Source organism: Prosthecobacter sp., from assembly GCF_044227185.1.
Taxonomy (GTDB): domain Bacteria; phylum Verrucomicrobiota; class Verrucomicrobiia; order Verrucomicrobiales; family Verrucomicrobiaceae; genus Prosthecobacter.
In genome coordinates this window covers 756,636-770,724 of record NZ_JBGAFO010000002.1, presented here as the reverse complement: position 1 = coordinate 770,724, position 14,089 = coordinate 756,636, and the positions used below count along the sequence as shown (strand labels likewise).

General features: G+C 62.3%; 13 protein-coding genes. 10 read left to right on the top strand and 3 right to left on the bottom strand.

The features are described from left to right. Nucleotides 1-29: 29 nt before the first annotated feature. The 6 genes from ACILSQ_RS07580 to ACILSQ_RS07555 all read left to right on the top strand — a co-directional run bounded on the left by ACILSQ_RS07580 (nt 30) and on the right by ACILSQ_RS07555 (nt 5,864). A complete protein-coding gene (locus tag ACILSQ_RS07580) occupies nt 30-734 on the top strand; it encodes a DUF1826 domain-containing protein (RefSeq protein ID WP_395742989.1) in 705 nt (234 codons plus the stop codon). A gap of 54 nt (nt 735-788) precedes the next feature. Next, nucleotides 789-1,442, top strand: coding sequence for a helix-turn-helix transcriptional regulator (locus tag ACILSQ_RS07575; RefSeq protein ID WP_395742988.1), 654 nt, complete (start codon nt 789-791; stop codon nt 1,440-1,442). Continuing rightward, the gene (locus ACILSQ_RS07570) at nt 1,439-2,179 is read left to right on the top strand and encodes a hypothetical protein (protein ID WP_395742987.1); all 741 of its coding nucleotides are present in this window, start codon (nt 1,439-1,441) and stop codon (nt 2,177-2,179) included. The genes ACILSQ_RS07575 and ACILSQ_RS07570 overlap by 4 nt, the downstream gene beginning before the upstream one ends. Before the next feature lie 86 nt (nt 2,180-2,265). Then, a complete protein-coding gene (locus tag ACILSQ_RS07565) occupies nt 2,266-4,953 on the top strand; it encodes a hypothetical protein (protein WP_395742986.1) in 2,688 nt (895 codons plus the stop codon). Nucleotides 4,954-4,976: 23 nt separating this feature from the next. Then, nucleotides 4,977-5,327: a VOC family protein gene (locus tag ACILSQ_RS07560; protein WP_395742985.1), complete on the top strand. Its 351-nt coding sequence runs from the start codon at nt 4,977-4,979 to the stop codon at nt 5,325-5,327. Nucleotides 5,328-5,438: 111 nt separating this feature from the next. Continuing rightward, nucleotides 5,439-5,864: a hypothetical protein gene (locus tag ACILSQ_RS07555; RefSeq protein WP_395742984.1), complete on the top strand. Its 426-nt coding sequence runs from the start codon at nt 5,439-5,441 to the stop codon at nt 5,862-5,864. 107 nt (nt 5,865-5,971) lie between these two features. On the opposite strand, the gene ACILSQ_RS07550 is transcribed toward ACILSQ_RS07555, so the two are convergent. Together ACILSQ_RS07550 and ACILSQ_RS07545 are read right to left on the bottom strand one after the other, a co-directional pair. Then, complete coding sequence (locus tag ACILSQ_RS07550; protein WP_395742983.1) at nt 5,972-6,301, bottom strand: cupin domain-containing protein; 330 nt, start codon at nt 6,299-6,301, stop codon at nt 5,972-5,974. Between the two features lie 45 nt (nt 6,302-6,346). Continuing rightward, nucleotides 6,347-7,624, bottom strand: a complete 1,278-nt coding sequence (locus ACILSQ_RS07545; protein WP_395742982.1) for a hypothetical protein — start codon at nt 7,622-7,624, stop codon at nt 6,347-6,349. Between the two features lie 81 nt (nt 7,625-7,705). On the opposite strand from ACILSQ_RS07545, the gene lipA reads away from it, so the two are divergent. Together lipA and nagB are read left to right on the top strand one after the other, a co-directional pair. After that, nucleotides 7,706-8,608, top strand: a complete 903-nt coding sequence (lipA, locus tag ACILSQ_RS07540) for a lipoyl synthase (protein ID WP_395742981.1) — start codon at nt 7,706-7,708, stop codon at nt 8,606-8,608. Nucleotides 8,609-8,711: 103 nt separating this feature from the next. Further along, a complete protein-coding gene (gene nagB, locus ACILSQ_RS07535; protein ID WP_395742980.1) occupies nt 8,712-10,598 on the top strand; it encodes a glucosamine-6-phosphate deaminase in 1,887 nt (628 codons plus the stop codon). Between the two features lie 9 nt (nt 10,599-10,607). Here nagB and ACILSQ_RS07530 read toward each other — a convergent pair whose 3' ends face one another. Then, on the bottom strand, nt 10,608-11,087 hold the full coding sequence (locus ACILSQ_RS07530) for a Fur family transcriptional regulator (protein WP_395742979.1): 480 nt from the start codon (nt 11,085-11,087) through the stop codon (nt 10,608-10,610). A gap of 396 nt (nt 11,088-11,483) precedes the next feature. Between ACILSQ_RS07530 and ACILSQ_RS07525 the strand changes: the two genes are divergently transcribed. Then, complete coding sequence (locus ACILSQ_RS07525; RefSeq protein WP_395742978.1) at nt 11,484-11,990, top strand: hypothetical protein; 507 nt, start codon at nt 11,484-11,486, stop codon at nt 11,988-11,990. A 33-nt stretch (nt 11,991-12,023) separates the two neighbouring features. Beyond that, on the top strand, nt 12,024-14,033 hold the full coding sequence (locus ACILSQ_RS07520) for an ATP-binding protein (protein ID WP_395742977.1): 2,010 nt from the start codon (nt 12,024-12,026) through the stop codon (nt 14,031-14,033). Nucleotides 14,034-14,089: the final 56 nt, after the last annotated feature.

Genomic DNA, 14,089 nt, shown 5'->3' with positions numbered 1-14,089 from the left:
GTGAATGGGCAATGACTTTGGCCGTTTCCATGACTGACCTTCCCCATGATTATCGGTGCATTCGCTTGGTGGGCAGTTTTGAAGAACTGGTCATGACGCCTTTCGGAGATGGCATCAATGCCCTGTGCTGGCCGCGTGAGCTGCCGGGGGACTTTGGTGAGATCGTGGAAAAATTGCAGGTGGGGAGGGGAATCACGAGCCTGGATGAGGCGCGGCTGCTGGCGCTGGATTTGAGCGACGCGGGGCAGGTGGCGCGTGAGATTTTGCTGCGGGACCAGAAGCTGCTGCGTGATCGCGAGCTGCAGCCGAGCCTGGACTGCATCAACGGCTATGTGAACGAGATTGAGAGCGAACTGCTGCGCACGGATGTGCAGTCCTGGCATGTGGACAGCGCCACGGTGGAGGCAGACACCTATTTGTGCACCTACTCTGGCGCCTGCTCCGAAGGGCTGCCCAATGAAGAGGCGGTGCGGCGGGTGGATGTGCCGGAGCTTCGCGCGCAACTGCTGCGCCTTTACGGTGGTGAGGATGATGAAGGCTTCCGTGAGTGGCTGAACGAGAATTATCTGGATCTGCACTACACCGCGCTGCCGCAGGCCCGGCCGTTTTCCTTTGGCCTGGGGCATCTGTGGCGCATCGCCACGGAGTGGCCGGGCAGCCCGGTGCCGCCGTGCGTCCACCGGGCCCCGGAGACGGTGGCGGGGAGGCCGGCGCGGCTGCTGCTGATCAGTTGAGGGAGGCGGAGCATTGCGCGCGGCCAGCAGCGCGCTAGGCTGCCAGCCGACCCCATGCTGAACCTGCTCCGAGAAATGCTGCACTCGCCGGTGCTGGACATTGTCCAGCGCCTGAAGCATTCCACGGGCATGACCGTGACGGAGCTGTGCACGGCCATGAAAATGAGCTACATGGGCGTGAAGCAGCACTGTGTGGAGCTGGAAAAGGCGGGCTTTCTGGACACCTGGCGCCGGCCGAAGGCGGCGGGGAGGCCTGAAAAACTCTACCGGCTCACGGCCAAGGCAGACGCGCTTTTCCTCGGGTGCGGACACACCCTGACGCTGGATCTGCTGACCACGGCGGAGCGTGTCTATGGCGAAAGCGCGCCGCCAAAGCTGCTCTACACCTATTTTCAGGCCAAGGGAGAAGCCTGGAGCGCGAAGCTGGCCAAGGCCACGACGCTGGAGGAGCGTGCCCGGCAACTGGCCCGGCTGCGCAGCGCGGACGGCTGCCTGAGCAACTGCGAGACGGACGCGCAGGGCCGGCTCATCCTGGTGGAGCACCACCGGCCGCTGCGGGAGCTGGCGGCGCGCTACGGCATCGTGGATGAACTGGAGTGCGAAATGATCGAACGGCTGCTGGGCTGCGAGGTGCGCCGTTCGGTGGAAGAAGTGTCGGGTCTGGTGCGTGTTACTTTTCAAATCAAGACAACAGCGCATTCAGCATGACTTCAGGGAACGCAGGCAGGACAACGGCATGGATCAAGGCAGTGGCGGCGGCAGGCATGGGACTGCTCGCATCATGCGGCAACAACATTGCGCCTCTGCGGCCCGCCTGGCAGCAGGACCCGAATCTCTTTCACCAGGGCTTTCCGGCCTACCAGGCGCAGACGACCACCACCCCGCACATGGTGGCCCGCGTGGTCTATGCCACCCCGGAGCGGATCGCCCAGATGATGGAACGCCAGGGAGACGTGCCGGACGCGCAGCGTGGCCTGGCCCGCATGGGGGATGGCACCCTGGATCTAGGCGTGCAGGACGTGGCCTCGGGAAAATGGATCCCGTCCTACCTCTGCGGCGGCAGTCTGTTTGTGGGCGGCCTGCCCAATCAGGCCTACCGGATCGTCTTGAAGAACCGCACGCCCATGCCTCTGCAGCTCGGTGTGGGCGTGGATGGCAAAGACATCGAGACGGGGAAGGCCGCCTCGCTCGGACGCGGCGGCCTCAGGATGCCGAAGCATGGCAGCCTGGTGCTGGATCATGCGGCCCGCGGCCCGCTGCTGTTCAAGGCAGGGACCAGCGATGCGGTGCTTTTTGACTCCAGTCCGCAGGGACGTCTCGGCTTGATCCAGCTCGCGGTGTTTCTCGACTCGGAGGCGCCGAGCATCGGGCCGGAAAAACTGCGGCCCAGCCAGATCGCGCCCCTGGGGCTGTTCCCCATCGGCAGGCCGGAGCAGTATCGCTAACGGAAGTTGACGGTTGTTTACGGTGGTTGACGATTGTTGACAGTTGTTTTGACCGGAGGAGAGGCTTGCGTAGCTTTGCGCTGAGCATGCTGCGTTTTCTGCGTCGTCTTTTGTTGTTTTTGACCGCCAGTTTTATGCTGGCGGGCGGCTTGTATTTAAATACGACGGCCTTTCATGAGCGCTGGCATGGCTTTGTGACCGGGGAGCTCGCGCAGCACGGCGTGCACCTGAATTTTGAGCATCTGACGATCAATCCGTTTGGCGGGCTGGTGGCGGAGGGCGTGAAGGTCTTCAATGACGCGAGCAAACAGCACATCGTGGCCTCCGTGGACCGCTTGAATCTGGACGTGGATTTCGGCAGTCTGGTCGAAGGAAAGGTCAAGATTGACGGGCTGGAGCTGCTGCATGCGAGCATGGCGCTGCCGGTGGACCCCGAACGCCCGGACCTGACGGTGATCAAGCTGAAGGATCTCAGCGCGCGGGCTCTGCTGGAGGGGCGGCAGCTCGACATCCGGCATGCGGAAGGGCTTTTGTCAGACGGGCTGCGCATCATGATCAGCGGCGTGGTGGAGCTGCCGGAGCCGAGGGCTGACCAGAGGGCCATGAGCGCGCAGGACCGGCTGAGCCTGATGCGTGAGCATCGTGCGCAGATCCAGCATGGGCTGGACTGGCTGGCGCGGTTCCGCGCGCCGCGCGTGCCTACACTGAATGTGAAAGTCTCCGGCGCGCTGGACCGGCCGCAGGAGCTGAAGGCGGAGATGCTGTTTCAGGCGGACGGGCTCGTGTTTGAAGACTATGTGTGGAAGGAGCTGGTGGCGGAGGCGGAGTACGACGGCGGATTCATTGATCTGAAGCGGCTGCATCTGCGCGACCATCTGGGAACCCTGGATGCCACGGCCACATGGCGCTTTGGTGCGGACCGGCTTCGCTTCCGGCTCACCTCCAGCGCCGACCTGCCGGGGCTGGCGCGGGCCTTCTTCAGCAGCGAGCAGTTGCGCGAGGTGGTCTTTTATGAGGCGCCGCAGCTCGCGCTGGAAGGCAGCATCTTTCTGGACAAGCCCAGGGAGGAGGATTTTCTGCCCGCCGAGGTGACGGGCAGGCTGGAATGCGGACGGTTTGGCAGCCGCGGGGAGGTCTTCAATTCGCTCAGCCTCGGGCTCGGTGCCACGCGGGAGGGCATCTTTGTGCGGGACGCCCTGCTGAAGCACAAGACCGGCACGCTGGGGCTGGACCTCATGAAGCACCGCACGGAGGGCTTCAAATACAACCTGACGCTGCGCATGGATCCCAATGTGTTTCTGCCCTTCGTCCTCCTGCCCAAGACGCGCGAGATCATCCAGCGTTTTGAATTCGATGAGTCTTCGCACATCGATGTGCATCTGGCCTGCGCCGGAGCGACGACCAATCTGCGCGAGTGCCCCAGCTCCGGCCACGGGGTGCTGCGCCATTTCCGCTACAAAGGGGTGGCGTTTGATTCGGCGGAGATGGATCTGGCGCTGCTGGGGGACATTCAAAACTACGCCAATGTGAGGATTCAGCGTCCGGACGGCCCGGCGGGAGCGGAGCTGGTGTTCGTGAACGATGATGACGACGCGAAGTGGCTGCGGCTCGTGAATGTGCATGCGGTGGCGGATGCCGCGGGCATCGTGCGCGCCTTTGCCCCGAAGGTGGCGGACCAGATCGCGCTCTATCGTTTCTCCCCCGGCACGGATGTGACGGCGAACGGCACGATCGGCTACAAGAACAATCCGCAGCTCAACAACTACAAGGTCACGTTTAAAAACCCCGTGGGCGGCGCGCATTACACGCTGTGGAATGAGGACTATCCGATCAACGCGCCGAATGGGGACATACACATCATCGGCAGCATGTTGAATTTTGATTTCAACGGGCGCCTCTTTGGCGACACCATGCATGCCAAAGGGGCGGTCAATCTCACGCCTGGAGTGAAAGGCTATGACGTGGAGGTGCGGGCCGGGCGCTTCCCCTACAGCGTGTTCAGCCGCAAGCTGCCGTTTGAGGAGGTGCGGGCGGACGTGCACAGCCGGGAGGGGATCGCGCGGATCGACATCGCGGCAGAGGTGCTGGGCGGAGGCATGACTCTGAAGGGCACGCTGAATGACAACCGTGAGCCGACCACTTATGAGGGCGAGCTGCGCATGAATGCGCTGAGCTTCCAGCGCTTCGCCCAGGTGTACTCCCCGGGAAATGAGAGCGTGGGGGACATCAGCGGTCACTTCAAATTTACCGGACGCATGAACGACTGGAAGGCGCTGAAGGGCGGCGGCGCGCTGATCATCGTCAATGGAAACCTTCTCGCCCTGCCGGTGCTCGGGCCGCTGACCCCCATCATCGGGGCGCTGCTGCCCTCGTCCATCAAGGGCTACAACGTGGCCAAGCGGGCGGACTGCACCTACGAGGTGGCGGACGGGTTCATCGTCACTGAAAACGTGGAGGCCGAGTCCAGCGCCTTCCGCATCTTCAGCCGGGGAAACATTGACTTCATCCGTGATGACATCGACTTCAACGCAGAGGTGCGCCTGCGCGGCCTGGGCATCCTGCTGTTTCCGGTGACGCAGCTCATGGCCTACAAGGGTTCTGGAACCATTGGCGACACCAAGTGGCACCCGCGCATTTTTGGTGGCGGCAACAAGGACAAACGCAAGGAGCCGACGGAAAAGGAATTGCAGGAAGCACAACGCATTGGGGGAAATCCGGTGAAGCCACAGGCGGAACCAGCGCCGCCGAAGAGACGCCCGCTGTTCGGGAACTGAATGCAACTGACGAGGAATGACGAATGAAAGTGGAACGACTCAAATATGTGATCTGGGCGGCGGACATGAACCGCGCGGTGAATTTCTATGCCTCCGTTTTTGGCGGCACGATTCTCAAGCAGAACGACATCATCAGCGAGGTGTTCGTCTGCGACGGCATCATCGGCATTCATGGCGGCGGTGAAGGCGGCCGCACCTGGACGGGCCTGAGTTTTCAGGTGGCCGATGTGATCGAAGGCGCGCGCGAAATCGTGGCCGCGGGCGGACAGCTCACACGTGAACCGCAGCCGGAAAATGGCGAGCCGCCCCATCTGGCCATGTGCGTGGACACGGAGGGCAATGAGATCATGCTCACGCGCAAGCGCGTGCATTGATCTTTTCGGGCGCGATCATTGAGTTTGTCCAGAAATTGGCGGAGCGTATCAATCATGATGCCAGGCACCACAGCGGAAAGCATACGATGCGCATCCTTGCCGCCCCAGCTCTTGGAACACTGGAATCGTGCGAAAAATGGCCTGAGAACCATGTTCTGGGCTGCTGTTGGCTCGATCGTCCTTGATGCCACTCGCATCGCGTGGACGCAGGAAGCGATGACCATCACGCGGCACAACATCTTTAGCAGAGCACTGCTGTTGGCCGTGGTGATTATTGCCGGCCATGCCTACCACACTGTGCTTCTGCGCAACCTGGTCTCCTGGCGGTTGGGATTTGCTCTTCCCTGGCTGTTTGGATTTGGGATTTTAACAGCAGGTATGGGCTTGCACGGATTCCACGGGTCTTTTGTTGCCTTCTTATTGATTGGGATTGGCCTTGTCTGGCTTTGTTCCAGATCGTGGAGGCGTTCATGGCGGGAACTCGCCAAAATATTTCAGGAGCCTGCATCCAATTCAAGTGAACAGGGAAGGCAATGAGATCATGCTCACGCGCAAGCGCGTGCATTGATTCAGGAGTATTGTAGTGCCGCCTTCAGGCGGTTCTGGAGTACGTCCATGCGGCGCACAAGATGGCACTGCAACATTCACGCGATGGTCAGCGGACCATCGAACATCGTCAGGCTGATCACCTCCGTCTTCGCCACATGCGGGCCATGCTGCTCGCCTTTGGGAGCATGGAACAAAGTGCCGGCGGTGTAGGTCACGCCGCTTTCCTCCCACTCGCCGGAAAGAATCCAGGCCCACTCGCTGGCCACGGGATGCGTGTGCGCGGGAATGGTCTTGCCCGCGTGAAATTTCCGCAGCACGACCACTCCTCCTGTCGCTTCGTTTTTGTGCAGGATCTTGAGCTCGACGCCCTCATAGGGGCCGGGCTGCCAGGGCTTGTCTTCGGCTTGGGCGATGTACTGGAACATGGGAGGAGTGTGGAACTGAGACTTTGAGTTTCGTTATGCAGCGGGTCATTCGGCAAGCACAAAGTACTCCCGCCTCAGCTTGCTGAAGACGATTTCAGAAGTGCCAAACTTCGGGTGCAGTCGGCGGCGGCCGGTGGAATAGGTCACGTAGGCTTCGTCGCGGTAGAGGTGCATGAAGGGGGTGTTGACGGCGTTGTAGTCAATGATGGAGAAGGCTTTGGTGTAGGTCTGGTAACGGGAGTCGATCTGAACAACGTCGCACTTATTGCGGGTGACGGTGTTGCCTCCCATGTGGACGCTAGGCGCGGTGAACATGGCGACGAGGCCGATGGGTGGGCCGAAGTCGCAGAGGGTGGGGCGGCCGATGCCGTAGGTCCATTTGGTGACGGGAGTGTCGAAGTGGTAAAGGTCGGTCTTGGCGGCTTTGCTGAGCATGTAGCCGGTTTCGATGACGTTTGAGCGCAGGTGGAGATAAACGTGAGTTTTGTCCTGGGTGATGGCGGGCTCTGCGAGGATCTTCACTTCATTGGAGAGCAGGCGTGGATCGGGTGCGCCGAGGAGTTCCCAGGTCGCGCCTTGGTCGGTGCTGCGCATGAGGATGTTGGTGAGGAGGCGGGTCTGGCCGTCCTGCGAGTTTTTGATCTGAATGGTGCTGTAAAGCTGGGCGTCGAACTCGACGAAGTCACAGGCGGTGCTGATGCCTTTGGCGAAGGATGCGCCGGTGCCTGCGCCGAAGAGGTGGTCGAGATGGCTTTGAACAGCGGCCTGCGTGAGATCGAGCACCTTGTCGGGCTGTCGGGCGATGGTGCAGCGCAGGGGGTGAAGCTCGGAGAGCGTGGCGGTGGCGATGTCGTAGTCGCGGTAAAAGGCGCGGTAGGCGGGGCCGGGGTCGTCGCCGAGGCGGCCGGTGAAAAAGATGCGCAGGGTGTCCTCTCCGAGCGCGTGGATCATGGGCGCTGAGACGGAAGTGCCGCCAAGGGTGATGCCGCCGGAGGAATCGCCCGCCTTGGCAATGTCGATCCATTTCGCGGTGGCGGTGGGATTGAGGATATTGAAGACCGCCATGCGGGCGATCTGCCCCGCCTTGTTCTCTTCAGTGGTGGATTCATTGCACTGGTAAACCGCGTAACCTAGGCCCTTCACGATGCGAAGGGAGGACTGATGGGCGTAAAGCTCTGTCTGGTAATTGCTCACGATCTGAGTCTGATCGACGAAGGAACGGGACGAGACGTAGCCATCGGGCAATTTTGCGGGCTCAGTGGCAAAAGCGGTGCAAACCAGCGCCCCCAGCAGGGGCAGACGGTGAAAAAGGACGGACGGCATGATCCCGACTCTAGAGCGCGGCGTATGGATGTCCAAACGCGTTGCAATGAGCCCCTTTTTGGGCCATTCATGCGGCCCCCCATGACCCCCAAGATCGACCCCGCCCTGCACCGTGACAAGAAACCGGACTGGATCCGTGTGACGCTGCCGCGTGACCCGAAGTTCTGGAGCACGAAGGGGCTGATCACCGATCTGAAGCTGCACACGGTGTGTGAAGAGGCGCAGTGCCCGAACCGCTGGGAGTGCTGGAGCCAGGGCTCCGCGACTTTCATGATCGCCGGGGACCGCTGCACGCGGGCCTGCGGCTTCTGCGCGGTCAAAACCGCCAAACCTTTTGCCCTGGAGGCGGATGAGCCGCAGCGTGTGGCCGAGGCGACGAAGCGCATGGGCCTGAACCACGTGGTCATCACCGCCGTGGCGCGGGACGATGTGAAGGACGGCGGCGCGGAGCACTTCGCCCGCACCATCGAGGCCGTGCGCGAAGCCGTGCCGACGATCACCATCGAAATTTTGGTGCCGGATTTCAACGGCAAGGACGACGCGCTGGAGGTGGTGATGAAGGCGAAGCCGCACATCTTCAATCACAACCTGGAAACCGTGGAGCGCCTGACGCCGCTGGTGCGCAGCCGTGCGCAGTACCACCGCAGCCTGCATGTGCTGAAGCGCGCGAAGTCCATGGCGGCGGAGCTCGGCACTCACTGCGCCACCAAGAGCGGCCTCATGCTCGGCCTGGGCGAGACGGAAACGGAACTCTTCCAGGCGATGGACGACCTGCGCGAGCACGATGTGACCGTACTTACCCTCGGCCAGTATCTGCGCCCCTCCGCGCAGCACCTGCCGGTCATCGAGTACATCCATCCGGACACGTTTGAAAATTACAAGCAGATCGCCCTGAAGAAGGGCTTCCGCCACGTGGCCAGCGCGCCGCTGGTGCGCAGCTCCTACCATGCCTCGGACTTCAAGCCGGAGCTGGATTTGGAGTAGGACAAGCCTTGTTAGGCGCTGCCTAACGAGGAATGGGTGACGTGAAAGCGGGTTGCGTGCGCGTTAATCTTCGGTCTCTTCGAAGAACCTCCAACCCACCGCCATGTCCATTCGTCCTCCCGCCGAAGCCTACGAGAAAGTTCCGACCATCATTTTCCCTGACTCCGCCAAGGCTGCCAAAACGCTGGCGCAGGAGGTGAAGCAGCTCATCGAGACGAAGAACCAGGCCGGCAAACCCGCCGTACTGGGCATGGCCACGGGCTCCACCCCGGTGCCGTTCTACCGCGAGCTGATCCGCCTGCACAAGGAAGAGGGGCTGAGCTTTAAAAACGTCATCACCTTCAATCTGGACGAGTACTACGGCCTGAGTTCCGACCATCCGGAAAGCTACTCCATGTTCATGGCGGAGCAGTTGTTTGACCACATTGACATCCCAAAGGCAAACATCAACCTGCCCAGCGGCACGGTGCCGGGAGACCAGGTCTTCAACCACTGCCGCCAGTATGAAGAAAAAATCGAAGCCTCCGGGGGCATCGACTTGCAGATTCTCGGCATCGGCCGCACGGGCCACATCGGCTTCAACGAACCTGGGTCCAGCCGCGACTCCCTGACCCGCCGCATCACCCTGGACCGCGTGACGCGCCAGGACGCCGCGAGCGACTTCCGCGGTGAGCAAAACGTGCCGCACTTCGCCATCACCATGGGGGTGGGCACCATCCTGCGCGCCAAAAAGCTGGTGCTGATGGCCTGGGGAGAAAACAAGGCCGTGATGGTGGCCAAGGCCGTCGAAGGGCCCATGACGGAGGTCATTTCCGCCTCCTTCCTGCAGGACCACCCGGATGCGCGCTTCTTCATCGACCACGGTGCCTCCCGTGAGCTGACCCGCATCAAGCTGCCGTGGCTTGTGGGCCCCGCCTCATGGACGCCGCGCGAAACCCGCCGCGCCATGGTGTGGCAGGCCTTCAAGATCAAGCGGCCGATTTTGAAGCTGGTGGACGAGCACTACAATGAGAACGGCCTCTCTGACCTGCTCTCCGAGCAGGGGCCGGCCTACCAGCTCAACATCCGCATCTTCAACCAGCTCCAGCACACCATCACCGGCTGGCCGGGCGGCAAGCCGGATGAGGACGACACCTACCGGCCCGAGCGTGCCCGGCCCTACCCGAAGCGCTGCCTCGTCTTCAGCCCGGAGCCTCAGGATGCCGTCACTGGCATGGGCGGTACAATGGACCGCCTGGTGGAGCAGGGGCATGACGTGCGGCTCATCGCGCTGACGTCCGGCAGCCTGCGCGTGCCGGACAGCGAGGCGGACAAATTCGCCGAGACGCTTCTGGAACTGGCCTCCAATGCCTCCAATCCCGCGACCTGGAGCGCCCAGGTGGCCTACGCGCGGGAAGCACTGGGCCTGCTGGAGGCGAAGGGGGAGTTTGGGGAAGACCCGCCGCTGCTGCGGCAGCTCAAGGGCCTGATCCTGCGTGGCGAACTGCGGGATGCCGCGCACACGGTGGGTCTGGCCAATGACCGGGTCACCTTCCTGGACCTGCCTTTTTATGAGCAGGGCCGCTACCGTCGCTTCAAGAGCACGGAGGAGGACCACAAGGCGCTGGTGCGCCTTCTGCTGGAGCACAAGCCGCATCAGATCTACATCACCGGTGACGCCGCCGACCCCTCCAGCGTGGCCGGCATCTGCTTCCGCCTGCTGGTGGCCGCCCTGCAGTCCTGCGGAGGTGAAGAATTCGCCGGCTCCTGCAGTGTCTGGCTCTACCGCGGCAAGGAACGCCCGCTGGAGCCGCATGAGATCGACATGGCCATCCCGATGAGCCCCCTGCAGATCGAGCGCAAGGCCAATGCCCTCTCCCGCTACGGCGCCCTGTCCTCCCTGGAAAAGGAGGCGCCGGAGACCAACCGCGAGAATGCACGCCTGTACGATGCGCTGGGTCTGGCCGAGTATGAGGCCATCGAGACCTTCCAGCGCTGGCGCCGGGCGTGAGCTGCCCGCTCAGCCTGCGACCGCCAGCTTGGCATCCCGGTAACTGCACCGGCCCAGCCGCCGGAGCTCGTCGCAGTGGGCTTCGATGCGCATGCTCTTCATGCTGGGCTGGAAGCCGAGCCGACGGGTGATGCAGTCGTGCAGGAGGGCGGTGTGGTCGTCCTCAAACTCCACCACCCGGTCGCAGTCCAGGCAGATGAGGTGGTTGTGCTGGGGTTTGTCGAGAAAGTTGGGGTCGTAGTAGGTCTGGTCGCGGCCGAGATCCACCTCACGCAGCAGGCCGCATTCGACCAGCAGCGTCAGGGTGCGGTAAACGGTGGCGCGTGACACGGTGCTGTCCAGCCTGCGGGCTTTTTCCAGCAGTTCCTCGGCTTTGAAGTGTTCATCCGTGGCGAAGGCCGCCTCGACAATGACATCCCGCTGCTTGGTGCGGCGCAGCCCCTGGCTGGCCAGATGTTTTTCCAAGCGTTGAGTGATACGTTCGTCCATGTGAGGGGAGAGGTTAGCCGAGGCTGGTGATCGCGCAAGGCAGGGCTTTTTTTGAAGAAAAGAGGCGGAAGAGGGCCATTTTAGGGTTGTGGCGTGAAAAAACGCCTGATGACCCTCCGAGCTAAGCCGTTGCTTAGTTGACTCTAGCGCAACGAACTAAGAAACGGCTGCCGATGGCGGTTGGCGGAACGCCGTGGAAAGAAATTTCCAAGAGAAAGGGGCAGTGCGTTCAAATTAATTTAAAATAATTATGGATTTTATTGTTAATATTGATAAAATTCCTCGGACTGCCTGATTCCACGCATGCCTTTACCATTTTCATTCTCTACTCAACGCCAAAGTTCTGAGGTCGAAAGCCCTGAGGACCCAAAGGCAGCGGCTGTTTCTGAGAAAGTGATGAGCCACGGCCCCGGCCACGTCAGCACGGAGCCGCTGCCGGGCACGCTAGGAGGCGCCTTTCCACTGCCAGTGCCAGAGGTGATGCCGCAGCCAGCCGCGCATTTTCCGCGTCGCTCGACGGTGCCTTCGCAGAACCCGTCCTTTGCACCGGAGCAGGAATCCCTCCTGCCTGCGGAGCTGCAGGTGACCGCCGCCGTGCCGCCGCCCACAGCGCAGCAGCCGTCCGCGCAGGGCACTGCCACAGGGCATGACTGGTCGGCTCAGCTCGAGCAACTGCGCAATGACATCTTTGGGATCGCCATGAATGTGAGCGCCATGAACGACCGGATTGACCGCATGGAGCAGCGGCCGGCGCAGTCCGGAGCCGCGGCGCAGTCAGACATCGCCACTCTGCGGGGTGAGATCGAGACCTGGCTGGAAAACCACCTCAATGCAGCCGTGGAGCATTGCATGCACAAGATCATCAACCGCACGAACCTCGCCGCCAGCCGTTCCGCCAACTGACCGTCTCTTCGCAACCATTCGATCCCGCACTCTATGAACTCCCTGAGACTCCGCATTCTGTTTCCCCTCTGGTTGTTCGGCTTTTTGCCGGCCATGGGAGCCACCCGCATGATGGGCCAGCCGCTCGAATGGTTCTTCGGCATCACTGGTGTCCTGCTGGGCGGTGGTGTCTTCCTGGCGGCCTACCTGATCTCCGGCTGGCTGCTCAAGCCGACCACGGCGGTGATGAAGGGCACCACCGCAGTGCTGCGCGGCGTGCCGCCGGATGCCCAGTCCGCCGAATGGCTGCCTGCTGACTTCTGGAAGCTGCGCTGCGACATCAACATGATCTTTGCCAAGCAGCGCCAGGCGCTGAATGCGGCCGAGCAGCATGCCTGCCAGACGGCGCAGCGCCTGCTCAATGCCGAACGCCTGCTGCGGGAGGCCTTCACGGCTTTGCAGGGACTGTTTGCCGCCAGCGACGAGGGCGTCCTGGTCGTGGATGCCCAGGGCTCCATCATCGCCTCGAATGCGCGGCTGGATGATTTCCTCGGCAAGGCGGTGGAGGAAGTGGCGGGACGGGATTCCACCCGTGTGCTCACGGCGCTCATCGACCGGTTCCAGGAAAAAGCGGTGATCACTGCATGGATTGAAAAGACGGCCTCCAGCCTGGAAGGGCAGGATGAAACGCCGCCGATGGTGTCCAGTGACAACCGCGTCTTCTCCCTGCGCTCCAGCCCGATGCGCACGGATGCGGGCGAGGTGATCGGACGCATCTGGATCGTGAAGGACCGCTCCGAAATGCGGGTGCTGGAAAACCAGCTTCGGGAATCACAGAAGATGGGCACCATCGGCCAGCTCGCGGGCGGCATTGCGCATGACTTCAACAATCTCCTCACGGCCATCCGGGGCAATCTCACGCTGGCCGAGCTCACACCCGCCTCCAATCAGGCAGGGGTGCGCGACAAGCTGCAAAATGCCAACCACGCCACCACGCGTGCGGCGGAGCTGGTCAAATCCCTGCTGGGCTACTCACGCCGCAGCACCGGTGTGACGGTGCGCAAGGCCACGAATCTGAAGCGCCTGCTGGCAGACGTGCAGAATCTGCTCAAGCACAGCGTGGACCCACGCGTGACCATTCAGATGCGCGGCGGCATGGACGCCTCCTACGCCACGGGGGACGCCACCCAGATCGAGCAGGTCATGCTCAACCTCTGCCTCAACGCCCGCGATGCGCTGCCGGCGGACAAGGGAGTGATCGAGATCGCCGTCGAAAACGTCACCCACCGCATGCCGGCGAATGCCGCTGGCGGCACGGACGCCACGGACTTCGTCATGCTGGTGGTGCGCGACAATGGCCACGGCATCTCCGAAGAGCATCGCCACCGCATCTTTGAACCCTTCTTCACCACGAAGGCCGGCAGCAAGGGCACCGGCCTGGGGCTTTCCACCGCGCAGGACATCGTGCGCGAGCATGGCGGCTGGATCGAGTTTGACAGCGAGGTGGGCCGTGGAAGCGAGTTCCGCGTGTTCCTGCCGCGCCTGCACAATCCGGACGAGGTCGAAGAGGAAACCCCGATCGACAACACTCCGGCGATCAATGCGCCCGCAGGCGGCCAGACCACCATCCTCGTGGTGGACGACGAGGCCCCGGTGCGCTCCATCGCCATGAACATGCTGGGCTTCCTGGGCTACCGGGTGCTGGAGGCGGGCGACGGCCAGCAGGCACTGGACATTCTGCTGCGCAGCAAGGAGAAGGTGGACGCCGTGCTGCTGGACATCTACATGCCCAAGCTTTCCGGCCGTGACACCTTCAAGGAACTGCGCGCCGTGGGCAATGATGTGCCCGTGGTGGTCTGCAGCGGCTTTGTCATCGATCCTGATGAGTTCACCATCCTCAGCCAGGGCCGCACGCCGCCGGTGGACATCATGCTCAAGCCCTACTCGCTGGACGGTTTGAGCAAAGCGCTGGCAAAGGCTGTGCAGAAGCCGCAGGCCGAGGCGCGCGCCTTTGAGCTCACGTCCAGCCGTGCGCCGCAGCCGGCCGCCATGCTGGTTTCCTGAGCGCAAGCGGAATCTGGGCTCCATAACCGCCTGCCAGGGACATCTTTCTCCTTTTC